Raw genomic sequence first — 22,627 nt, forward strand, 5'->3', positions numbered from 1 at the left:
CTGCGTCCCGCGGGTTCTGCGTCCCGCGGGTTCTGCGTCCCGCGCGTTCTGCGTCCCGCGCGTTCTGCGTTCCCCGCGTTCTGCGTTCCCCGCGCGCAGCGGCGCCTGGCGGCCGCGCGCCGCGCCCGCGCCCCGCGTCCGCGCCTGCGTCCAGCGTCCAGCGTCCGCGTTCTCATGTCGCGCCCCGGTCGCCGGCTCCCGTCGTCGTCCGGTCTCCCGCAGACGCGAGGCCGCGGCCCGGGCCGGTGGCGTCCCGGCGTCCGGGCCCGCTCGGCGCTCACCTGTCGGCCCGCTCGCCCGGTGCCGCTGTCCACGCCGTCCCCTTCGTGCCGCGGACCAATTCATGCAAGCACGCTTGATTGTTTCCCCGGGCGCTGCCATGCTCCGCACCGCACCGCGCCGCACACCGCCGTGCCCCGAGGGGAGCGTCTTCGTGTCCGACCCGACGACCGTGATCGACGATCTGCGCGAGGAGAGCGAGGAGCTCGACCGGGTCGTGGCCGGGCTCAGTCCGGGGCAGTGGGCGCTCGCCACCCCCGCGGCCGGCTGGACCGTCGCCCACCAGATCGCCCACCTCGCCTGGACCGACCACTCCGCCCTGCTGGCCGTCACGGACGAGGACGCCTTCCGCGTGCTGGCCGGGAAGGCGCTCGCCGCTCCCGGCTCGTTCGTCGACGAGGGGGCCGAGGAGGGCGCCCGGAGGCCGCCCGGGGAACTGCTCGCCCGCTGGCGGGAGGGGCGCGCCGCCCTCGACAGGGCGCTGCGCGAGGCCCGGCCCGGCGCCCGTTTCCCCTGGTACGGCCCGCCGATGTCCGCCGCCTCCATGGCCACCGCCCGTCTGATGGAGACCTGGGCCCACGGCCAGGACGTGGCGGACGCGCTCGGGGTGACGCGGACCCCCACCGACCGCCTGCGGCACGTGGCGTGGCTCGGGGTGCGCACCCGTGACTTCGCCCACGGCGTGCACGGACTGCCCGTCCCCGCCGACCCGTTCCGCGTCGAGCTCACCGCGCCCTCCGGCGAGGTGTGGGCGTACGGCCCCGAGGACGCGCCCCAGCGCGTCACCGGCCCCGCCCTCGACTTCTGCCTCCTGGTCACCCAGCGCGCCCACCGGCGCGACCTCACCCTGCGCGCCGACGGCCCCGAGGCCGACCGCTGGCTCGGCATCGCCCAGGCCTTCGCCGGCCCGCCGGGCCCGGGCCGCCCGCCGGCGGGGGACGAGCGGTGACGGCGGCGCCCCTGCGTGTCGGCAACGCCTCCGGCTTCTACGGCGACCGCTTCGACGCCCTGCGCGAGATGCTCACCGACGGCCCGCTGGACGTCCTCACCGGCGACTACCTCGCCGAACTGACCATGCTCATCCTCGGCCGGGACCGGCTGGGGGACCCCGCCGCCGGGTACGCCCGCACCTTCCTGCGGCAACTGGAGGAGTGCCTCGGCCTCGCCCACGAGCGGTCGGTGAAGATCGTCACGAACGCCGGCGGCCTCAACCCGGCGGGACTGGCCGAGCGGGTGCGGGAGCTGGCCGGCCGGCTCGGCGTCCCGGTGCGGGTCGCCCACGTCGAGGGCGACGACCTCAAGGAGCGGTACCCGGACAGCCTCGCCGCCCACGCCTACCTCGGCGGCTTCGGCATCGCCGCCTGCCTGCGCGCGGGCGCGGACGTCGTCGTCACCGGGCGGGTGACGGACGCGGCCCTCGTCACCGGGCCGGCCGCCGCCCGCTTCGGCTGGGAGCCGGGGGAGTACGACCGCCTCGCGGGCGCCGTCGTCGCCGGGCACGTCCTGGAGTGCGGCACCCAGGCCACCGGCGGCAACTACGCCCTGTTCACCGACCACGCCCCCGACCGGCTGCGCCGCCCCGGCTTCCCGCTCGCCGAGATCCACGAGGACGGCACCTGCGTCATCACCAAGCATCCCGGCACCGGCGGCGTCGTCGACGTCGGCACGGTCACCGCCCAGCTGCTGTACGAGACGGGCGGCGCCCGCTACGCCGGGCCCGACGTGACCGCCCGGCTGGACACCGTGCGGCTCGCCCAGGACGGCCCGGACCGGGTCCGTGTCGAGGGCGTGCGCGGGGAGGCCCCGCCCCCCGCCCTCAAGGTCGGCCTCAACCGCCTCGGCGGCTTCCGCAACGAGGTCACGTTCGTCCTCACCGGGCTCGACGTCGACCGCAAGGCCGACCTGGTGCGCCGGCAGATGGAGGACGCCCTGGCCGCCGGGAACCGGCCCGAGGAGGTGCGGTGGGACCTGATCCGCACCGACCGGCCCGACGCCGCCACCGAGGAGACCGCGAGCGCCCTGCTCCGCCTCGTCGTGCGGGACCGCGACCAGGACGCCGTGGGACGCTCCCTCGGCCGGGCCGCCGTCGAGCTGGCGCTGGCCAGCTACCCCGGCTTCCACGTGCTCGCCCCGCCCGGGCCGGGCTCGCCCTACGGCGTGTTCGAGGCCGTCCACGTCCCGCGGGACACCGTCAACCACGTGGCGGTCCTCCCCGACGGGCGCCGTCTCCCCGTGCCCCCGGTCCCCGGCACCCGCGCCCTCGGCGACGTGCCCGGGCCGCCGCTGCCCGAGCCCCTGCCGTCCGGGCCCGCCCGGCGCGCCCCCCTCGGGCTCGTCGCCGGCGCCCGCAGCGGCGACAAGGGCGGCGACGCCAACGTCGGGGTGTGGGCGCGCACCGACGACGCCTGGCGGTGGCTGGCCCACGAGCTGACCTGCGACCGGTTCCGGGAGCTGCTGCCCGAGACCGCCCCGCTGACCGTCACCCGGCACGTCCTGCCCGCCCTGCGCGCCCTGAACTTCGTCGTCGAGGGCATCCTCGGCGCCGGCGTCGCCGCCCGGCACCGCTTCGACCCGCAGGCCAAGGCCCTCGGCGAATGGCTGCGCTCCCGTCACCTGGACATCCCGGAGGTCCTCCTGTGACCGTCCTCGCGTCCGCCCTGGACGTCCACGGCGCCGACCACCGCGCCCGCCGCGAGGCGATGCTCGCCAAACTGGCCGACCTCGACGCCGAGCACGCCAGGGCGCTGGCCGGCGGCGGCGAGAAGTACGTCGAACGGCACCGCCGGCGCGGCAAGCTCCTCGCCCGTGAGCGCGTCGAACTGCTCCTCGACCCGGACACCCCGTTCCTGGAGCTGTCGCCGCTGGCCGCCTGGGGCAGCGAGTACGCCGTCGGCGCCTCCCTCGTCACCGGCATCGGCGTCGTCGAGGGCGTGGAGTGCCTGATCACCGCCAACGACCCCACCGTGCGCGGGGGCGCCAGCAACCCGTGGAGCCTGCGCAAGGCGCTGCGCGCCAACGACATCGCGCTCGCCAACCGGCTGCCGTGCGTCAGCCTCGTCGAGTCCGGCGGCGCCGACCTGCCCTCCCAGAAGGAGATCTTCATCCCCGGCGGCGCCGTTTTCCGGGACCTGACCCGGCTGTCGGCGGCCGGCGTCCCGACCGTCGCCGTCGTCTTCGGCAACTCCACGGCCGGCGGCGCCTACGTCCCCGGCATGTCCGACCACGTGATCATGGTCAAGGAGCGGGCGAAGGTCTTCCTCGGCGGGCCGCCGCTGGTGAGGATGGCCACCGGCGAGGAGAGCGACGACGAGTCCCTGGGCGGGGCGGACATGCACGCGCGCGTGTCGGGCCTCGCCGACCACTTCGCCGTGGACGAGCTCGACGCCCTGCGCCAGGCCCGCCGCGTGATCGCCCGCCTCAACCACCGCAAGGCGCACCCCGATCCGGGCCCGGCCGAGCCACCCAGGTACGACGAGGACGAACTCCTCGGCATCGTGCCCGGCGACCTCAGGACCCCCTTCGACCCGCGCGAGGTCATCGCCCGGATCGTCGACGCCTCCGACTTCGACGAGTTCAAGCCGCTGTACGGCACCAGCCTGACCACCGGCTGGGCCACCCTGCACGGCTACCCCGTCGGCATCCTCGCCAACGCGCGGGGCGTGCTGTTCAGCGCGGAGTCGCAGAAGGCCGCGCAGTTCATCCAGCTCGCCAACCAGCGTGACGTGCCGCTGCTGTTCCTGCACAACACCACCGGCTACATGGTCGGCCGGGAGTACGAGCAGGGCGGCATCATCAAGCACGGCGCGATGATGATCAACGCGGTCTCCAACAGCCGGGTGCCGCACCTGTCCGTGCTCATGGGCGCCTCCTACGGCGCCGGTCACTACGGCATGTGCGGCCGCGCCTACGACCCGCGCTTCCTGTTCGCCTGGCCCAGCGCCAAGTCCGCCGTCATGGGCCCGCAGCAGCTGGCGGGCGTGCTGTCCATCGTGGCCCGCCAGTCGGCGGCCGCGAAGGGCCGGCCGTACGACGAGGAGGCCGACGCGGCGCTGCGGGCCATGGTGGAGCAGCAGATCGAGGCGGAGTCCCTGCCGATGTTCCTGTCCGGGCGGCTGTACGACGACGGCGTCATCGACCCGCGCGACACCCGCACCGTCCTGGGCCTGTGCCTGTCGGCCATCCACACCGCGCCCTTCGAGGGCGTGCGCGGTGGCTTCGGCGTCTTCCGGATGTGAGGGGTCACCAGTGATCACTTCTGTGCTCGTCGCCAACCGGGGCGAGATCGCCTGCCGTGTCTTCCGCACCTGCCGCGACCTCGGCATCCGCACCGTCGCCGTGCACTCCGACGCCGACCGCGACGCCCTGCACACGCGGGAGGCCGAGGCCGCCGTACGGCTGCCCGGCGCCGCGCCCGCCGAGACGTACCTGCGCGGCGACCTGATCGTGAAGGCGGCCCTCGCCGCCGGTGCGGACGCCGTCCACCCCGGGTACGGCTTCCTGTCGGAGAACGCCGGCTTCGCCCGGGCCGTCACCGACGCGGGCCTGACCTGGATCGGGCCCCCGCCGGAGGCGATCGAGGCCATGGCGTCCAAGACCCGCGCCAAGGCGCTGATGGGGTTGCGGCCGCTGGAGCGGGTGACGGAGGCCGACCTGCCGGTGCTGGTGAAGGCGGCGGCGGGCGGCGGCGGGCGCGGCATGCGAATCGTGCGGCGCCTTCAGGACCTGGACGCCGAACTCGCGGCCGCCCGCGCCGAGGCGGCGAGCGCGTTCGGCGACGGGGAGGTGTTCGTCGAGCCGTACCTCGGGGGCGAGGCGGGCGGCCGGCACGTCGAGGTGCAGGTCCTCGCCGACACCCACGGCACCGTGTGGACCCTCGGCACCCGCGACTGCTCCCTCCAGCGGCGCCACCAGAAGGTCGTCGAGGAGGCGCCGGCTCCCGGCCTGAGCGGCGGCCTCGCCCGCGAGCTGGACGAGCTGGCCGTCCGCGCCGCCCGCGCCGCCGGCTACGTGGGGGCCGGCACCGTGGAGTTCCTCGTCGCCGACGGCCGTGCGCACTTCCTGGAGATGAACACCCGCCTGCAGGTCGAACACCCCGTCACCGAGGCCGTCCTCGGCGTCGACCTGGTCGCCCTGCAGATCCGCGTCGCCGAGGGGCACGCCCTCGAAGGGGAGCCGCCCCGGGCGCACGGCCACGCCGTCGAGGCCCGCCTCTACGCCGAGGACCCGGCCGCCGGCTGGGCCGCGCAGACCGGCACCCTGCACCGCCTCGCCGTGCCCGCCGGCGTCCGCCTCGACACCGGCTACGCCGACGGCGACACCATCGGCGTCCACTACGACCCCCTGATCGCCAAGGTCGTCGCCCACGCGCCCACCCGCGCCGAGGCGGTCCGCAAGCTCGCCGGCGCCCTCGAACGGGCGGTGATCCACGGCCCCGTCACCAACCGGGACCTGCTCGTGCGCTCGCTGCGGCACGAGGAGTTCACCGCCGCCCGCATGAACACCGGCTTCTACGACCGCCACCTCGCGGCCCTCACCGCCCCCGCCCCCGACCCGTACGCCCCGCTCGCCGCCGCGCTCGCCGACGCCCACGGCCGCTCCCGGTTCGGCGGCTGGCGCAACGTCCCCTCGCAGCCGCAGGTCAAGCGGTACGCCCTGGCCGGCGAGGAGATCGAGGTCCGCTACCGGCACACCCGCGCCGGCCTCGCCGCCGACGGGGTGCGGGTCGTGCACGCCGACGCCTCGCTCGTCGTCCTCGAAGTGGACGGCGTACGGCGCAGGTTCGAGGTGGCCCGCCACGGCGACCGGGTGTACGTGGGCGCCACCGCCCTGACCGCCCTGCCGCGCTTTCCCGACCCGGCCGCCCAGCGCGCGCCCGGCTCCCTGCTCGCCCCGATGCCCGGCACCGTCGTCCGGGTCGCCGACGGCCTGACCGCCGGCGCCGCCGTACGCGCCGGGCAGCCCCTGCTGTGGCTGGAGGCGATGAAGATGGAGCACACGGTCTCCGCCCCGGTCACCGGCACGCTGACGGCCCTGCACGCGGCCGTCGGCCGGCAGGTGGACGTCGGCGCCCTGCTGGCGGTCGTCAGCGACGGCACCCCTTGAAACACCCGGACCGCACCGCCACCCCCCGAGACGCCCGGACCGCACCGGGCACGCCCCGAGACGCCCGGACCGCACCAGCACCGGCACCCGGCCCCGCCGCGGACGCGGCGAGCCGCACCCGGCCCGCACCCCACCCGCACCCCCTGCCCACCCGCCGCCCCTCCTGACTGGGAGCCCGCATGCCCGCCGTCATCGAGACCGACGAACTGAAGGACCTCCGCTCCGCCGTCGCCGCCCTCGGCAGGCGCTACGGCCGCGACTACCTCACCCGGGTCGTCGCCGAGGGCCGCCACCCAGAGGAGCTGTGGGCGGACGCGGCCAGGCTCGGCTACCTCGGCGTCAACCTGCCCGAGCAGTACGGCGGCGGGGGCCGCGGCATCTCCGAGCTGTCCGTCGTCCTCGAAGAACTCGGCGCCGCCGGCTGCCCGCTGCTGCTGATGGTCGTCTCGCCCGCCATCTGCGGCACGGTCATCGCCCGCTTCGGCACCGAGGAGCAGAAGCGCGCCTGGCTGCCCGGTCTCGCCGACGGCACCCGCACCATGTCCTTCGGCATCACCGAGCCCGACGCCGGGTCCAACTCCCACCGCATCACCACCACCGCCCGCCGCGACGGCGCCGACTGGCTGCTGACCGGCCGCAAGGTCTTCGTCTCCGCCGTCGACGCCACGGACGCCACCCTCGTCGTCGGCCGCACCGAGGACGCGCGCACCGGACGCCTCAAGCCCTGCCTGTTCATCGTCCCGCGGGACGCCGAGGGCTTCACCTGGCGCCACATCGACATGGAACTCACCGCCGCCGAGAAGCAGTTCGAGCTCGTCCTGGACGACGTCCGGCTGCCCGCCGACGCGCTGGTGGGCGAGGAGGACGCCGGGCTGCTGCACCTGTTCGCCGGACTCAACCCCGAACGCGTCATGACCGCCGCCTTCGCGATCGGCATGGGCCGCTACGCCCTGTCCCGGGCCGTCGAGTACGCCCGCGACCGCACCGTCTGGAAGGCCCCCATCGGCGCCCACCAGGCCATCGCCCACCCCCTCGCCCAGGCCCACATCGACCTCGAACTCGCCCGCCTGATGACGCAGAAGGCGGCCCACCTGTACGACGCGGGCGACGACGCCGGCGCGGGCGAGGCCGCCAACATGGCCAAGTACGCCGCGGCGGAGGCCTGTGTGCAGGCCGTCGACCAGGCCGTGCACACCCTCGGCGGCAACGGCCTCACGCGCGAGTTCGGAATCGCGTCACTGGTCACCGCCGCCCGCGTGGCGCGGATCGCCCCGGTGAGCCGGGAGATGATCCTCAACTACGTCTCCCACCGGACGCTGGGCCTGCCCAAGTCGTACTGACGCCGCGCCGGCGCGGCGCGCCCCGGGCCCGGAGGGAAGGCTCAGAGCCCGAGGTCCCGTGACGGGGCCGGGCCGGTCCGGACGGGGACCCGCCGGCCCTTGCCGCCGGACCGGTCGCAGGACGTCCCTGAAGCACACCGGTGGGCGAGGAGGATCCGTGTCACGCAGCGAGTACGCAGATGTCCCGGCCGTCGAACTGCCCGTCCACGGCGCCGTACTGGGCGGCGCGGCCGCCTTCGGCGAGACGCCCGCGCTGATCGACGGCACGGACGGCACGCAGCGGGTCCGCCGCGTCACCTTCGTCGACGCCGTGCCCCGGGCCGCCTCCGGGAAGATCCTGCGCCGGGAACCGAGAGACGCGCGCGGCGGGCGGCGGCCGCAGCCGGAGGAGGGACCATGACATCGGTCGGACGCTCGCGCACGCGGGCCGTGGAGACACTCAGCCTCGACGCGACGGGCACCCGCAACGCCCTGTCGGCCGCGCTCGTCGGCGACCTGGCCGACGCGCTGGCCGGCTGCGCCCGGGACGACGCCGTCCGCGCCGTCGTCCTCACCCACACCGGCACCACCTTCTGCGCCGGCGCCGACCTGCGCGACCCGCCCCGCCCGGAGGCGCTCGTCGCCCTGCTCCGGCAGATCGCCGAACTGCCCAAGCCGGTCGTCGCCCGGGTCACCGGACACGTCCGCGCGGGCGGCCTCGGCCTGCTCGCCGCGTGCGACATCGCCGTCGCCGCGCACACGGCCACCTTCGCGTTCACGGAAGTGCGCATCGGCGTCGCCCCCGCCGTGATCTCCCTGCCGGTGCTGCCCCGGACCGACCCGCGCGCGGTGGCCCGCTACTGCCTGACGGGGGAGCGCTTCGACGCCGCCGAGGCGGCCCGGATCGGCCTGGTGACCGTGGCCGCGCCCGGGGGCGACGGCGCCGACGACGTCGACGACGTCCTCGCACCCGTCCTGGAGGGGCTGCGCCGCTCCTCCCCGCAGGGCCTGGCCGAGACGAAACGGCTGCTCACGGCTAGGGTGCTGGAAGCCTTCGACCGGGAGGCGGACGCCCTGACCGCCCTCTCGGCGCGGCTGTTCTCCTCCGCGCAGGCGCGTGAGGGCATGACGGCCTTCCTCGAACGACGGGACCCCTCATGGGTGGTGTGAGCACGGCGGAACGCGACCGCGTTCCCAAGCAGGACCGCAGCCGGGTCACCCGGCAGCGGCTCCTGGAGGCGGCTGTGGCCTGCCTCGCCGAGCGCGGCTGGGCGGGCTCCACGGTCTCCGTCGTCGCCGAGCGCGCCGGCGTCTCCCGCGGCGCCGCCCAGCACCACTTCCCCACCCGCGAGGACCTGTTCACGGCCGCCGTCGAGTACGTCGCCGAGGAACGCTCGACCGCCCTGCGCGCCCTGTTCCCGGCCGCTGCCGGTGACCGTCGCGCGGTCGTCTCGGCCCTCGTCGACCTCTACACCGGCCCCGTCTTCCGCGCCGCGCTGCACCTGTGGGTGGCCGCCTCCAGCGAGGAGCAGCTGCGCTCCCGGGTGACCGAGCTGGAGGCCCGCGTCGGCCGCGAGACCCACCGGATCGCGGTCGAACTGCTCGGCGCCGACGAGGCCCGCCCGGGGGTCCGGGAGAGCGTCCAGGGCCTGCTCGACATGGCCCGCGGTCTCGGCCTCGCCAACCTCCTCACCGACGACCGCGCCCGCCGCGAGCGGGTGGTGTCCCAGTGGGCGGCACTCCTGGACGAGGCACTGGGCTGACGCGGACTCCGTACGACGGGTGGCCGACGAGGCCCGGGCCGGGATGCTCTGTCTGGTGGCGGGGCCCGGGGACGGTTGCTCCGTGCGGTGGCGGGGTCCGGGGACGGTTGCTCCGTGCGGTGGCGGGGTTCGGGGACGGTTGCTCCGTGCGGTGGCGGGGTTCGGGGACGGTTGCTCCGTGCGGTGGCGGGGTTCGGGGACGGTTGCTCCGTGCGGTGGCGGGGTTCGGGGACGGTTGCCCCGTGCGGGGCGGGTTCCGGGGACGTTGCCCCGTGCGGTGGCGGGGTTCGGGACCGGGGTGTCGAAGCGGTGGCGGGGTTCGGGGACGGATGCCTCGTGCCGGGCGGGTTCCGGGGACGTTGCCCCGTCCGGTGGCGGGGGTCCGGGCCCGCCCCCGACCCCGGGCGGCGGGCCCGGCGGCCTCGGGACCGGGGTGCCCAACCCCGGTCCCGAACCGCCGGCCCCGGCCCGTCCCCGTGCGCCCCGCCCGCGTCCGTCCGCCGGCGGCCGCCCCGCGCCCCGGCCCGTGACCTGCGTCACACCCCCGCCGGGGCTTCCGCAGTACCCTCCTCGCATGTCTGAGATGCTCGTGCGACGCCGCCACGTGGACTACGGGCGCGTCACGAGCATGGGCTGTCGGCGTTCCGCCTGATCAGCGACTGATCCAGCCCCCGCGCGGCGGCCTTCCGCCGCCCCGCCCACCTCATCCGGTACTTCCACCCGGCACCCGGGGCCGCCGCCCACCCATGGCCGCGGCCCGGGCCCCGTACACCCCGCGGACGCACTCATGACGAATCCGGTCACCCACACGGCGGCGAACCCGTCCTACGACCAGCTCCCCATCATCGACCTCGCCGCGGCCGACCGCGGCCCCGAGGCCCGCGCGCTGCTGCACGCGCAGCTGCACAGCGCCGCCCACGACGTCGGCTTCTTCCAGCTCGTCGGCCACGGCGTCACCCCAGAGGAGACCGACGCGCTGCTCGGCGCGACGCACGCCTTCTTCCGGCTCCCCGAGGCCGACCGCCTCGCCCTCGACAACGTCAACTCGCCGCACTTCCGCGGCTACACCCGCACCGGCGACGAGCGCACCGCCGGCGCCCGCGACTGGCGCGACCAGCTCGACATCGGCGCCGAGCGCCCCGCTCGCGTCCCCGGACCGGACGACCCCGCCTACTGGTGGCTGCAGGGCCCCAACCAGTGGCCCGCCGCCCTGCCCGGACTGCAGACCGCCGCGCTGCACTGGATCGACCGCCTCAGCGAGGTCGCCGGGAAGCTGCTCCACGAACTCCTGGCCGCCATCGGCGCGCCCGCCGGCTTCTACGACCCGGTCTTCGGCGAGCACGCCCACCCGCACCTGAAGCTGGTTCGCTACCCCGGCAGCGCCGGCGACGGCACCGACCAGGGCGTCGGCGCCCACAAGGACTACGGGTTCCTGACGCTCCTGCTCCAGGACCGGATCGGCGGACTGCAGGTACAGCGCGAGGACGGACGGTTCCACGACGTGCCGCCGATCCCGGGCGCCTTCGTCGTCAACCTCGGCGAGTTGCTGGAGGTCGCCACCAACGGCTACCTCCTCGCCACCAACCACCGGGTCGTCTCCCCGCCCGGCGCCACCGAGCGGTTCTCCGTGCCGTTCTTCTACAACCCCCGCCTGGACGCCCGCGTCGCCCCGCTGCCCTTCGCGCACGCCTCCACCGCGCCCGGCGTCACGAACGACCCGGACAACCCGCTGTACGCGGAGTACGGCTACAACGAGCTCAAGGGCAAGCTCCGCGCCCACCCGCTCGTGGCCCGGCGCCACCACGCGGGGCTGCTGAGCCCCGCGTGATCAGCGCTCGCCGTACGGACCCGGATCAGCCGGAGATGTCCTCGTAGCCCTCGATCTCCCGCGGGCTGCGGGGGCCGGGGCCGACGTACCGGGCGGACGGGCGGACCAGACGGCCGGTGCGCTTCTGCTCCAGGATGTGCGCCGACCAGCCCGCCGTCCGGGCACAGGTGAACATGGACGTGAACATGTGCGCCGGCACCTCGGCGAAGTCCAGCATGATCGCCGCCCAGAACTCGACGTTGGTGGCGAGCACCCGGTCCGGACGACGGCTGTGCAGCTCCTCCAGGGCCGCCTTCTCCAGGGCCTCGGCGACCTCGAAGCGCGGCGCGCCGAGCTCCCGGGCGGTACGGCGCAGGACCCGCGCCCGCGGGTCCTCCGCCCGGTACACACGGTGACCGAAGCCCATGAGCCGCTCACCCCGGTCCAGCGCCCGCTTCACATAGCCCTCCGCGTCCCCGGTCCGCTCGATCTCCTCGATCATGCCGAGGACCCGGGAGGGGGCGCCGCCGTGCAGCGGCCCGGACATCGCGCCCACGGCACCCGACAGGGCGGCCGCCACGTCCGCGCCGGTGGAGGCGATGACGCGGGCGGTGAAGGTGGAGGCGTTCATGCCGTGCTCGGCGGCGGACGTCCAGTAGGCGTCCACGGCGGCCACGTGCTTCGGGTCCGGCTCGCCCCGCCAGCGGATCATGAAGCGCTCCACCACGGACTGCGCCTTGTCGATCTCGCGCTGCGGCACCATCGGCAGGCCCTGCCCGCGCGCCGACTGGGCGACGTACGACAGCGCCATCACGGCGGCCCGGGCGAGGTCGTCGCGGGCCTCCTCGGCATCGATGTCGAGGAGCGGCTTCAGGCCCCACACCGGGGCGAGCATCGCCAGCGCGGACTGCACGTCCACCCGGATGTCACCGGAGTGCACGGGGATCGGGAACGGCTCGGCCGGCGGCAGACCGGGATTGAAGGCGCCGTCGACGAGCAGACCCCACACGTTGCCGAAGGAGACGTGACCGACCAGGTCCTCGATGTCGACACCCCGGTACCGGAGGGCGCCGCCCTCCTTGTCCGGTTCGGCGATCTCCGTCTCGAACGCGACGACTCCTTCGAGCCCGGGTACGAAGTCGGACATCAGGCGGCTCCTCGTGATGTGTGCGACAGATGGTGCGCCGGAGGCGACGACCATGCGTCGGATGTCAGAAGTGGCGTGCGTCGTGCGGATCCGCGGTCGTGTGCGGGGACTCGCGGTCCGGGGCGGTCTTCCCAGTGATGCCCCGTTCGCTCGGCGGTCACCCAACCGGGAAGCAGCACGATATCCCCGAGTGCCATGGATGGGGAGGGTGTACGGCACTGAGTGCCACGCAGTGACCAAGGCCACCCACGTCCCGGTCGGCGGGCGGCCGGGGGCTCGGGTGGCCCGGCCGGTCCCGAGCTCCCGGAGGGAGGAACGGCAGGGCGCGCACCGGGGCGGGCCGGGTGTGACGGGCGCCTCTCGGAGGCGGGCCGTCCATACGGCAAGATGACCGCGTGACCGACCGAGAAGCCGGCGAGACCGCCCCCTTCGACCTCGCCTCCATGCGCAAGCACTACCGGGCCGAGGGCCTCGCCGAGGAGGAGCTGGCCGACACCCCCGTGGCCCAGTTCGCCCGCTGGTTCCGGCAGGCCGCGACGGAGGGCGGGCTGTTCGAGCCCAACGCCATGGTCGTCTCCACGGCGGACGCCGAGGGCCGCCCCAGCTCCCGCACCGTGCTGCTGAAGGCGTTCGACGAAGAGGGCTTCGTCTTCTACACCAACTACGACTCCCGCAAGGGCCGCGACCTCGCCGCGAACCCCCACGTCTCCCTGCTCTTCCCGTGGCACCCGATGGCCCGCCAGGTCATCGTCCAGGGCGTGGCCCGCCGCACCGGCCGGGACGAGACCGCCGCGTACTTCCGCACCCGCCCGCACGGCTCCCAGCTGGGGGCCTGGGCCAGCGCCCAGTCGTCGGTGGTGGGCTCGCGCGCGGACATCGACGCCGCCTACGCCGGTCTGGCCGCCCGCTACCCGGAGGGCGAGCAGGTCCCCGTGCCGCCGCACTGGGGCGGCTTCCGGGTGGAGCCGCGGTCGGTGGAGTTCTGGCAGGGCCGCGAGAACCGGCTGCACGACCGCCTGCGGTACGTGGCCGAGCCGGGCGGCGGCTGGCGGGTGGAGCGCCTGAGCCCCTGACGCGCGCGTCCGCCGGACCCCGGTGTTCTCACGGCACCCGCGTCCGCCGGGAGCCGGTGCGTCGGGTCGGCGTGGCTGCTGTCCGTGGCCTGCGGCCTCGGGTTGCGCGCCGGGGTCGCCGCCCACGGCCCGCTCGGCCGGGACGCGCACCCGCGTCCGCCGGGAGCCGGTGTTCCCTCGGCGTGGGCGCTCTCCTGACGTCGGCGCCCTCCCGCCGTCCGCTACCGCCCGCCGTCGGCGTCCCCCGCCGGCCCTCGTTCCGTCCGTGAACGCAGACGACCCGCGGGCTTGGTTCCTCCGGGGAGGAGCCGGCCGGACGTACCGGCAGCCCGCGGGTCGGGTGACTGCTTGGGATTGGGCCGGCTGCACGCGACTGTCACGTGCTGGTCCGGCACCGCACTGAATGGGGTGACGGGCCGCTAGCCCGCAGTCACCTCACGCGTCCGGTATTCATACATCTGCCGAACCACCTCCCTTCTCGTGTACCGCACACCCTAGGAACCCGTCGGCCACCGATCAACACCTTTTTTCCGGCAGGCCCGATTCCCAGGTGCCGCCCGGGCCCGCGGGAGGCCGCCCATGCGCCTGCCAGGGGGCCGGGGAACGGCCGGAGAGCCCGGCCCGGACCGGACCGGCCCACTCACCGGTCCGCTCCGATCCGGACGGGACGCAGCGGCGTGCGGTGCTCGGCGGCCGTCCGCCGAGGCCGGGCGTCGGGGCCAGACGTCGGCGGACGGGCGCCGGCGGACGGGCGTCGGGGCCGGGCGCCGGGCCGAGGCGCCCGCACCCGTACGCGTCCGGCCTCACGCCTGCCCGTTCGCCCCGTTCACTCCGCTGCCCAGCCCGTTGTCCGCCGCGTTGCCCGGCCCGTTCCTCAGCTGTTCGGCGAGGTCCAGAACCGTGGCGATACGCGCGGCCACGTCCTCGGCGTAGGCCGCGTCGAAGCGCTCGAAGGGGCTGCGTCCGGAGCCGCGCAGGAACGTGACGACGCCCAGGGTCCGGCCCCGGCTGCGCAGCACCGCGCACAGGGCGTGCACGGACCCGGCCGGCCACTGGCGGGCCAGCGCCCATGCGCGTGCCTGTTCGGCGGAGACGGCGCCGGCGGTGGAGCGCACCGACCCGGCGCGTTCGACGCACTGCAGGGCCGGGTGGCCCTCGGTGTACCGGACGGGCAGTCCGGCCCGGCCGGTGAGCAGGCTGGGGCCCGGGCCCGCGGAGGGGGTGGCGGCCACGCGGACCAGCCGCACCGGTCCCGTCGCCTCCCCGGTGTCGGTCGGGGCGCCCTCGGTGACCCGGTCGACCAGGGCGTCGTCGGCGAAGCCGGCGAGTGCGAAGTCGAGGTGGACGGTGGCCGCCTCCGCCGGGTCCTCGCACTCGGCGGCGGCCCGGGCCGCCCGGTGCAGCTGGTTGGTGCGGAACCGCAGCAGGGAGGCCTCCTGCTCGCCCTGCTTGCCCTCGGTGACGTCGACGAAGAGCCAGGCGACGCCGAGGGGGACCGGTTCCTCGGCGAGCGGCGAGGCGAGCCGGACGAATCCGCAGCGCCAGCAGCGCCGCCGTTCGCCCTCCGGGGTGCGCACGGCCACCCAGATCTCGGCGGGCGCGGGCGGGGCGCCTTCCGCGAGGACGTGGGTGAGCGCGCTCTCGAGTTCTTCGAAGCCCTGGGTGAGCAGGTCGCCCAGGGGGCGTCCGAGCAGGGCCGTGCGGCCGGTGCCGAGGGCCCGGGCCGCGTACGCGTTCACCACGGCGGGGCGCAGGTCGGCGTCGACCAGGACGACCCCCCAGGAGGCTTCCTCGAACAGGGCCTCGCTCAGCGCGATGGACCGTTCGAGGTCGATCTGCGCGTGCACCTCGCTGAAGGCGCAGTACACGCCCGCGGGCCGGCCGTCGGGGCCGCGGACGGCCGCCGACTGGGTGCGCACGAGGACGCGCCCGCCGTCCTTGGTGAGCAGGGCGAACTCGTTCACCTGCCGTCCGGGCGCGTGCATGGCGGACATCAGCCGCCGCTCGACCTCCTCGGCGTCCGCCCGGCGGACGGCCCATCCGGCGAACCCGTGCCGGCCCACGGCCTCGGCGGCGGTCCAGCCGAGGATGCGCTCGGCCTCGCGGTTCCAGTGGGTGACGACTCCCTGGGCGTCGAAGGCGCACAGGGCCGCGTCCATGCCGTCGAGAAGGGCGGCCAGCAGGTCCGAGCCGTCGGGGCCCTCCGGGCCGTCGCGCTCGGGCTCGTCCGGCCCCAGCTCGTCGGTGGTCCCACTACGCCGGGAAGCACTCACCTGGACCCCCTGCAGGCTGCGTCCGCACGGTACGGCGCGTCCGTTCACTCACTCGCCCTCATTCAACTGGAACGTGACGCAGCACACATCGAGTTCCCGCAAGATTGAAGGAATCGTTGTAGGCACGCGTTCCCCAGGGATCACTCCCTACACGCCCGGACGCGCCCCGGGATCAGCGGCGGTAGAAGATCCGGTCGGCGTACTGCTCGAACACGCGGCTGTTCCACTCGTGGCCGCCGTCGATGTTGCCGGAGCGCAGCAGCGGGGGCTCGATGCCGCGGTCGGCCAGGACACCGGCCGTCGTGGCCATGACGGCCTGGAGCAGGGCCGTGGTGACGACGGTGGAGGCGGGCGCGAAGGGGGCCGGGACGGCGTCGAGGGTCAGCTCCGCGTCACCGGGGGCGATCTTGGAGTCGACGACGACGTCGCAGTGGTCCTTCAGGTACGTGCCCGAGGAGTGCCGCGACGCCGTCTCCCGCGTGTAGGCCACCGAGGTCACGCCGATCACCTTCACGCCGAGCGCGCGGGCGGACTGGGCCATCTCGACGGGCAGCGGGTTGCGGCCCGACAGGGAGACGATCACCAGGGCGTCGCCGGCGCGCAGGGGGGAGCAGCCCAGCACGGTGCCGGCGAGGCCGTCGACGCGTTCCAGGGCGGAGCCCAGGGTGGCCGGCACCACGTCGACACCGACGGTGCCGGGGACGGCGAGCAGGTTCATCAGGGCCAGACCGCCGGCCCGGTAGACGACGTCCTGGGCGGCGAGGGAGGAGTGGCCGGCGCCGAACGCGAACAGGCGGCCGCCGGCGGCGACGGTGTCGGCCAGCAGCGTGCCGGCCGCCGCGATCGTCTCGGCCTCCTCGTCGTGGACCCGCTGGAGCAGGCCGATGGCGGCGTCGAGGAACTGGCCGGCCGGAGTGCGGTCGCTCATGCGATGCCCCTTCGAGGTGTCCGTGTCGCGGATCACGGTGCGGTCCGGACCGGAGCCGTGTCAATACGGTGCGGCAGCGGGCGAGCCGGGCGGCGCCCTCGCGCGGCCGGTCCGGTTGTCGGCGGCATGCGTCAGAATTGAGTCCAGGGCCAGCGCACACCGCCGAGAGCCGTCGAGCCTTCGGCAGAGGTAATCGAGGGGCACAATGTCCGGACTGATCGACACCACGGAGATGTATCTCCGCACCATCCTCGAGCTGGAGGAGGAAGGCGTCGTCCCCATGCGCGCCCGGATCGCCGAGCGGCTCGACCAGAGCGGTCCGACGGTCAGCCAGACGGTCGCCCGGATGGAGCGCGACGGCCTCGTGTCGGTCGCCCCGGACCGCCATCTGGAGCTGACGGACGAGGGCCGCAGGCTGGCGACGCGCGTGATGCGCAAGCACCGGCTCGCGGAGTGCCTGCTGGTCGACGTGATCGGCCTGGAGTGGGAGCAGGTGCACGCCGAGGCGTGCCGCTGGGAGCACGTGATGAGCGAGGCCGTCGAGCGGCGGGTGCTGGAGCTGCTGCGCCATCCGACCGAGTCGCCGTACGGCAACCCGATCCCGGGCCTGGAGGAGCTGGGCGAGCCGGACGGGTCGAACCCGTTCCTCGACGAGGGCATGGTGTCGCTGGCGGACCTGGCGCCGGGCCCAGACGGCAAGACGGTCGTCGTGCGGCGGATCGGCGAGCCGATCCAGACGGACGCCCAGCTGATGTACACGCTGCGTCGTGCGGGCGTGCAGCCCGGTGCGGTGGTGAGCGTCACCCAGTCGGCGGGCGGGGTGCTGGTCGGCAGCGGCGGTGAGGCGGCCGAGCTGCAGGCGGACACCGCCTCGCACGTCTTCGTGGCCAAGCGCTGACCCCTGCCTGCGGACGCCGGCGGGCCGCTTCGGCGTCCCGGCCGGCGCGCACGAGGAGTGCCTGGCCGGCTTCACGGCCCGGCGTGCCACGGCGTGCCCGGTGCCGCCGGCCCGGGGGTGTCGTTCGACCCGGACCTGGTCGACGAGACGGCCCAGCGGACCGGGGCCCGATCGCGGACGACGTCCAGGACGGGCGCGAGGCCTTGGTGGACGCCGACCGCGCGCCGCCCCCGCCGCCGCGGTTCGCCAGCCCGTCGGCGGCGTCCCTGGCGCCCCGGCATCTCTGGCGTCCCCGCGGCGTCCTCGGCCCGGTGGCCGGTGCGGCCGGGTGACCGCCGGGCCCGTCGAGGCGTGTACGGCCCGGCGGCCGGCCCGTCGCGGACGGCCCTCACGGGACGCGGTCCCGGGGGCCGCGTGCACCGGCCGAAGGCGTTCGCCCGGAGGCGCCGCCACGCGCGGCCTCCGGTGCGTCGAATCGCAGCGCCCGGCCCCCGCGCGTGCGAGGCTGTCGCGAGAGGCGTACGGCGTGGAGGGGGTGGGGAGAATGCGTCGCGAAGATGTGGAGGGCCCCGGCGCCGCTGGGCGCCGGGGCCCGTCCTCCCCAGTGTCGACCCGGAGCCCCGAGCTCTCAGGGTCGTCCCCCTCGGACCGTTTTTCCCCGAGCGGTCCGCCTCCCGTTGAAGATCTCCCCCCGGCGGCGGCGATCATGCCTGACGAAGGGTCACTCGAACGAGGGGTGTTACCGCCAGGGGCCGCATTTTCGAATATGTATTCGATAGCCTGTGGGTCATTCGGAGCCGGCCGGCACCGGTCGGAACGACCGGCCCGAGGAAAGCAAGGGGGTGCCGGAACCAATGGCGCGGCGCATCGAGGTGACCGGGGCGGGCGGCGTACGCCTGGCGGCCTGGGAGTTCGCCGATCCTCCCAAGAGCGACCCGGCGCCGTTCGTGCCGGAACAGGCCGGCGCGGCCGGACCCGGTGAGGACGGTCCGCAGGCACCGGCGCCGGGCGGTCCGGGCGCGGAAGGCGCGGGCGCCGGGGCGCACGACCCCGGCGTGCTGTTACTGCACGGCCTGATGGGCCGGGCCTCGCACTGGGCCGGCACCGCCCGCTGGCTCGCCGGGCGGCACCGGGCCGTGGCCCTGGACCAGCGCGGCCACGGCCAGAGCGAGAAGCCCCCGCGGGCGGCTTACACCCGCGAGGCCTACGTGGCGGACGCCGAGGCCGCCGTCGACCAGCTCGGGCTCGGCCCGGCCGTCGTCATCGGCCACGCCATGGGCGCGCTGACGGCCTGGCAGCTCGCCGCCAGGCGACCGGACCTGGTGCGCGGTCTGGTCATCTGCGACATGCGGGCCTCCGCGCTCGGCGCGGCCTCCCAGCGCGAGTGGGAGGACTGGTTCACGACCTGGCCGACGCCCTTCGCCACCCTCGCCGACGTCCGCAAGTGGTTCGGCGAGGACGACCCGTGGGTGGAGCGCCCCAGCCCGGCCCGCGGCGAGTTCTACGCCGAGGTCATGCACGAGTGCCCGGACGGCTGGCGGCCCGTCTTCGACCCCGGGCAGATGCTGAAGTCCCGCGAGTCCTGGGTGTACGACGCGCACTGGGAGGAGCTCGCCCAGGTCCAGTGCCCCGCCCTCGTCGTCCGCGGCCTGGACGGGGAGCTCGGCCGCGCCGAGGCCCAGGAGATGGTCCGGGTCCTGCCCCGCGGCCAGTACGCGGAGGTCGCCGAGGCCGGCCACCTCGTCCACTACGACCAGCCGGAGGCCTGGCGCGCGGCCGTCGAGCCGTTCCTGGACGCGGTGCTGACGGGGTGAGGCCCGGCCGCCCCGTCAGCCCTTGCTCACCGCCGCCAGGATCTCCGGCAGACGCCCCGCCGTGCGCGGCGCCGCCAGGCGCAGGCCGAGCAGGGCGAGCCCGGCGCCGTACGCCGCGCCCACCGGCAGCAGCAGCCCGCTGACGACCTCGCCGCCCGCGCCGGCCCGCGCCCAGACGGTCAGGGCGATGACGGGCGCGCAGAGCACGGCCGCCGCGGCCATGCCGCCGACGAGGGAGATCCAGGCGAGGTTCGCCTGGCCGGGGGCCACGTTCTTGTGGCCCTCCTGCGGGATGGAGTACGGGAAGCGGGCCGAGGCCCAGGCGCCGGTGGCCAGCATCGCCCCGAGCAGCGCGAAGGACAGGCCGAGCACCTCGGGCAGCCGTGACCAGTCGCCGAGCAGCGCCGTCGTCAGCACGGTCACGAGCGTGGCGTACGGCAGGGTGATCGACAGCAGGGCCAGCGCCCGTCCGCGCAGCTCGGCGTACGCCTCGCGCGGCGAGGAGATCGTCAGGGCCACCATCCAGAAGGCGGACGTGTCCTGGCCGAACTGGTTGTACATCTGCATGCCGAGCATCCCGGCGGCGAAGCAGGCGAAGTACGGGCTGCCGGTGCCCTGCACGGCGTTGAACACCGGCACGATCAGGCCGACGGCGAGCGAGGTGATCCAGGCCGCCTTGGTCTTGGGGTCGCGCCACACGTACCGCAGGCTGCGCTCCATGACCGTGCCGGTGCGGCCCGAGGGCAGCAGCCGGGCCGGGCCCTTGGCGGAACGGCCGCGCGCGGCGGGCCCGGCGGCCTGGAGCGTGGAGGCGTCGCCGGTGACCATCAGCCGGGTCAGGCTGCGTTCCCACAGCCGGAGCAGCGCGAGCACGGCCGCGGCGGTGAGGGCCAGCTGCGCGGCGGCGACCGCGTACGAGCCCCTGCTCGCCGAGTCCACCGCGCCGACCGCGGAGGCGGGCGGCACCCACCGCAGCACCTCCGCGGCCGGATCGAGCTGGGCGAGGCCCCGCTCCCCGAGCCGCTGCGCGGCGAAGTTGACGAGCTGCGCCCCGACGGCGACGACCAGGCCGCTCAGCACGGCGAGGTCCCGCCCCTTGCGGCTGGTCAGCAGGCGCAGGTTGGCGGCGGCCACGGCCCGCGCCAGGGCGACGCAGCCCAGCAGCGCCAGGACGACGGCGAGGACCGCCACGGCGTACGCGGCCGCCCCGTGCGCCACGCAGAGCACGCAGCCGGCCAGGAGCAGGACCGTGAACAGCGGGCCGACGCCGACGACGGAGCCCGCGAGCAGCCCCCGGACCAGCTGCCGGGGGCGCAGCGGAAGCATCACCAGGCGGGTCGGGTCCAGGGTCTCGTCGCCGCCGGGGAAGAACAGCGGCATCACCGCCCAGCCCAGCGCCAGCACGGCCGCGGCCGGGACGGCCACGGACGCGGCGTGCGCGTGGCCCCGCAGCGCGACGAGCCCGAGCAGGTGCAGCGCGGCGAACAGCAGCACGAGGACCATCGACGCGACGTACGCGGCGCGGCGCCCGTCGGACCGCCGCAGCCCGTTGCGCAGCAGCGACAGCTTCAGCCGCACGATCACGGGGACGACCCGGGCGCCGGGCGCGGCGGGGCCGGCGGGGTGCGCCGGCGCGGGCGGAACACCGTTCATCGCGCCCCGCCGCCCAGCCAGTCGAGGTCCGAGCCCGCGTCGCGGCCCTGCGCGCCAACGAGTTCGAGAAACGCCTGCTGGAGGGTGGGGGACTGGCCGCGCACCTCGGCGAGCGGGCCGTGGGCGCGGATGCGGCCCGCCGCCATGACGGCCACCCAGTCGCACAGCGACTCGACCAGTTCCATGACGTGCGAGGAGAACACGACGGTGCCGCCCGAGGCGGTGTAGCGCTCCAGGACGCCGCGGACGGTCTGGGCGGACACCGGGTCGACGCCCTCGAACGGCTCGTCCAGGAAGAGGACCTCGGGATTGTGCAGCAGGGCCGCCGCCAGCCCGATCTTCTTGCGCATGCCGGTCGAGTAGTCGACGACCAGCTTGTGCTGGGCCCCGGCCAGGTCGAGCACGTCGAGGAGCTGTGCCGCCCGGCGGTCCACCTCGTCGCCCCGCATGCCGCGCAACCGCCCGGAGTAGGACAGCAGTTCACGCCCCGACAGCCGCTCGAAGAGCCGGAGCCCCTCGGGCAGCACTCCGATGCGCGCCTTCACGGCGACCGGGTCGCGCCACACGTCGTGCCCGACGACCTCGACGGTGCCCTGGTCCGGCCGCAGCAGCCCGGTCACCATCGACAGGGTGGTCGTCTTCCCGGCGCCGTTGGGCCCGACCAGCCCGATGAACTTCCCGGCGGGCAGCTCCAGATCGATCCCGGCGACGGCGACCTGCTGCCCGAACCGCTTCCACAGCCCCCGCACCCGCACGGCCGCTGAACCCACTCCCCGCTCCCTCCGTCAGGGCCCCACCCTACGGTGGTGCCGCACCGGAGGGTCATGGGGCACAGCGCCGGACCGCGGCCGTCGAGGGCCCGCTCCGGCCGGGCGCGGAGGGCACCGTCAGCGGTCCCTGCCGCACGCGTACGCCAGCGGCGGGACCAGCTCGTCCGCGTCCGGCAGCCACCGGTTCGCCGCGGTGGGCCGGCACGCCCACTGCACCGCGCCGCCCGTCCCGTACCGGGTCGGCGGCGCCGCCACGTAGGCGCCCTCGCCGAGCGCCACCAGGTCCAGGGAGGCGGGCGACCAGCCCAGCGCGCGCACCCGCTGCGGCACCTTCGCCGACGCGCCCGGCAGCACGAAGAACTGCATGCGCCGGTCCGGCGTCAGCGTCACCGGCCCCGGCGTCAGCCGCATCCGCTCCATCCGGGCCAGGGCCAGGAAGCCCGCGCTCTCGGGCACGTCGATCGCGTCGAACGTGCGGCCGGTGGGCAGCAGGACCGACGCCGCCGGCCGCCGCTGCCACAGCCGGCGCGCGGCGGTCGCACTGCCCGTGGCCTGCGCCGCCCAGTCCTCCCGCGCGGGGTGCGCGCCGGGCGCGGCGCACGCGGGCGCACCGCAGGAGCAGCGCCGCACGCCGTCGACGGTCTCCAGCCAGGTGCCGGGGACGACGTCCCAGTGGCGCTCCTCGGCGTAGCGGACGGCGGCGTCCAGCGGCGACTGACCACGCTGCTGCGGGATCTGTCCGGCAGTCGGTGCGGCTTCGGTGTCCGGGATCGTCTCTTCCACGATCCACTCAACTCCCGC

At 75.5% G+C, this 22,627-nt stretch carries 18 protein-coding genes; 12 read left to right on the plus strand and 6 right to left on the minus strand.

Annotated features, from left to right (window positions below; genetic code table 11):
* Positions 1-433 precede the first annotated feature (433 nt).
* The 9 genes from ABZ920_RS08695 to ABZ920_RS08735 all read left to right on the plus strand — a co-directional run bounded on the left by ABZ920_RS08695 (position 434) and on the right by ABZ920_RS08735 (position 11,291).
* Positions 434-1,228 (plus strand): TIGR03084 family metal-binding protein, encoded by a 795-nt coding sequence (locus ABZ920_RS08695; RefSeq protein WP_361500310.1) that lies wholly within the window; start codon positions 434-436, stop codon positions 1,226-1,228.
* Positions 1,225-2,919 (plus strand): acyclic terpene utilization AtuA family protein, encoded by a 1,695-nt coding sequence (locus ABZ920_RS08700; RefSeq protein ID WP_361500313.1) that lies wholly within the window; start codon positions 1,225-1,227, stop codon positions 2,917-2,919. Before ABZ920_RS08695 ends, ABZ920_RS08700 begins: the two co-directional genes overlap by 4 nt.
* Entirely contained in the window at positions 2,916-4,514 is a 1,599-nt protein-coding gene (locus ABZ920_RS08705; RefSeq protein WP_361500316.1) for a carboxyl transferase domain-containing protein, read from the plus strand. The genes ABZ920_RS08700 and ABZ920_RS08705 overlap by 4 nt, the downstream gene beginning before the upstream one ends.
* A gap of 10 nt (positions 4,515-4,524) precedes the next feature.
* Positions 4,525-6,381 carry a biotin carboxylase N-terminal domain-containing protein gene (locus tag ABZ920_RS08710; protein ID WP_361500319.1) on the plus strand — a complete coding sequence of 619 codons (1,857 nt, stop codon included), beginning with the start codon at positions 4,525-4,527 and terminating at the stop codon, positions 6,379-6,381.
* Positions 6,382-6,560: 179 nt separating this feature from the next.
* Entirely contained in the window at positions 6,561-7,721 is a 1,161-nt protein-coding gene (locus ABZ920_RS08715; RefSeq protein WP_361500322.1) for an acyl-CoA dehydrogenase family protein, read from the plus strand.
* A gap of 157 nt (positions 7,722-7,878) precedes the next feature.
* Positions 7,879-8,121, plus strand: coding sequence for a hypothetical protein (locus ABZ920_RS08720; RefSeq protein WP_361500463.1), 243 nt, complete (start codon positions 7,879-7,881; stop codon positions 8,119-8,121).
* On the plus strand, positions 8,118-8,870 hold the full coding sequence (locus ABZ920_RS08725; protein ID WP_361500325.1) for an enoyl-CoA hydratase family protein: 753 nt from the start codon (positions 8,118-8,120) through the stop codon (positions 8,868-8,870). The genes ABZ920_RS08720 and ABZ920_RS08725 overlap by 4 nt, the downstream gene beginning before the upstream one ends.
* Positions 8,858-9,463 (plus strand): TetR/AcrR family transcriptional regulator, encoded by a 606-nt coding sequence (locus tag ABZ920_RS08730; RefSeq protein ID WP_361500328.1) that lies wholly within the window; start codon positions 8,858-8,860, stop codon positions 9,461-9,463. The genes ABZ920_RS08725 and ABZ920_RS08730 overlap by 13 nt, the downstream gene beginning before the upstream one ends.
* A 787-nt stretch (positions 9,464-10,250) precedes the next feature.
* A complete protein-coding gene (locus tag ABZ920_RS08735) occupies positions 10,251-11,291 on the plus strand; it encodes a 2-oxoglutarate and iron-dependent oxygenase domain-containing protein (protein ID WP_361500331.1) in 1,041 nt (346 codons plus the stop codon).
* Between the two features lie 25 nt (positions 11,292-11,316).
* Here ABZ920_RS08735 and ABZ920_RS08740 read toward each other — a convergent pair whose 3' ends face one another.
* Complete coding sequence (locus tag ABZ920_RS08740) at positions 11,317-12,417, minus strand: citrate synthase 2 (protein WP_361500334.1); 1,101 nt, start codon at positions 12,415-12,417, stop codon at positions 11,317-11,319.
* 395 nt (positions 12,418-12,812) lie between these two features.
* Between ABZ920_RS08740 and pdxH the strand changes: the two genes are divergently transcribed.
* Positions 12,813-13,490, plus strand: a complete 678-nt coding sequence (pdxH, locus tag ABZ920_RS08745; protein ID WP_361500337.1) for a pyridoxamine 5'-phosphate oxidase — start codon at positions 12,813-12,815, stop codon at positions 13,488-13,490.
* Positions 13,491-14,293: 803 nt separating this feature from the next.
* Here pdxH and ABZ920_RS08750 read toward each other — a convergent pair.
* Positions 14,294-15,763, minus strand: coding sequence for a PAS domain-containing protein (locus tag ABZ920_RS08750; RefSeq protein ID WP_361500340.1), 1,470 nt, complete (start codon positions 15,761-15,763; stop codon positions 14,294-14,296).
* Between the two features lie 172 nt (positions 15,764-15,935).
* A complete protein-coding gene (locus ABZ920_RS08755; protein ID WP_361500343.1) occupies positions 15,936-16,691 on the minus strand; it encodes an SIS domain-containing protein in 756 nt (251 codons plus the stop codon).
* A 205-nt stretch (positions 16,692-16,896) separates the two neighbouring features.
* Between ABZ920_RS08755 and ABZ920_RS08760 the strand changes: the two genes are divergently transcribed.
* The gene (locus ABZ920_RS08760) at positions 16,897-17,589 is read left to right on the plus strand and encodes a metal-dependent transcriptional regulator (RefSeq protein WP_361500346.1); all 693 of its coding nucleotides are present in this window, start codon (positions 16,897-16,899) and stop codon (positions 17,587-17,589) included.
* Between the two features lie 854 nt (positions 17,590-18,443).
* Complete coding sequence (locus ABZ920_RS08765) at positions 18,444-19,403, plus strand: alpha/beta hydrolase (RefSeq protein ID WP_361500448.1); 960 nt, start codon at positions 18,444-18,446, stop codon at positions 19,401-19,403.
* A gap of 15 nt (positions 19,404-19,418) precedes the next feature.
* On the opposite strand, the gene ABZ920_RS08770 is transcribed toward ABZ920_RS08765, so the two are convergent.
* The 3 genes from ABZ920_RS08770 to ABZ920_RS08780 form a co-directional block, all read right to left on the minus strand.
* Positions 19,419-21,056: a transporter gene (locus tag ABZ920_RS08770; protein ID WP_361500349.1), complete on the minus strand. Its 1,638-nt coding sequence runs from the start codon at positions 21,054-21,056 to the stop codon at positions 19,419-19,421.
* Positions 21,053-21,826 (minus strand): ABC transporter ATP-binding protein, encoded by a 774-nt coding sequence (locus tag ABZ920_RS08775; protein ID WP_361500352.1) that lies wholly within the window; start codon positions 21,824-21,826, stop codon positions 21,053-21,055. Before ABZ920_RS08775 ends, ABZ920_RS08770 begins: the two co-directional genes overlap by 4 nt.
* Before the next feature lie 117 nt (positions 21,827-21,943).
* Complete coding sequence (locus ABZ920_RS08780; RefSeq protein ID WP_361500355.1) at positions 21,944-22,609, minus strand: bifunctional DNA primase/polymerase; 666 nt, start codon at positions 22,607-22,609, stop codon at positions 21,944-21,946.
* Positions 22,610-22,627 lie beyond the last annotated feature (18 nt).

Source organism: Streptomyces sp. NPDC046831 (genome assembly GCF_040645305.1).
Classification (GTDB): Bacteria; Actinomycetota; Actinomycetes; order Streptomycetales; family Streptomycetaceae; genus Streptomyces.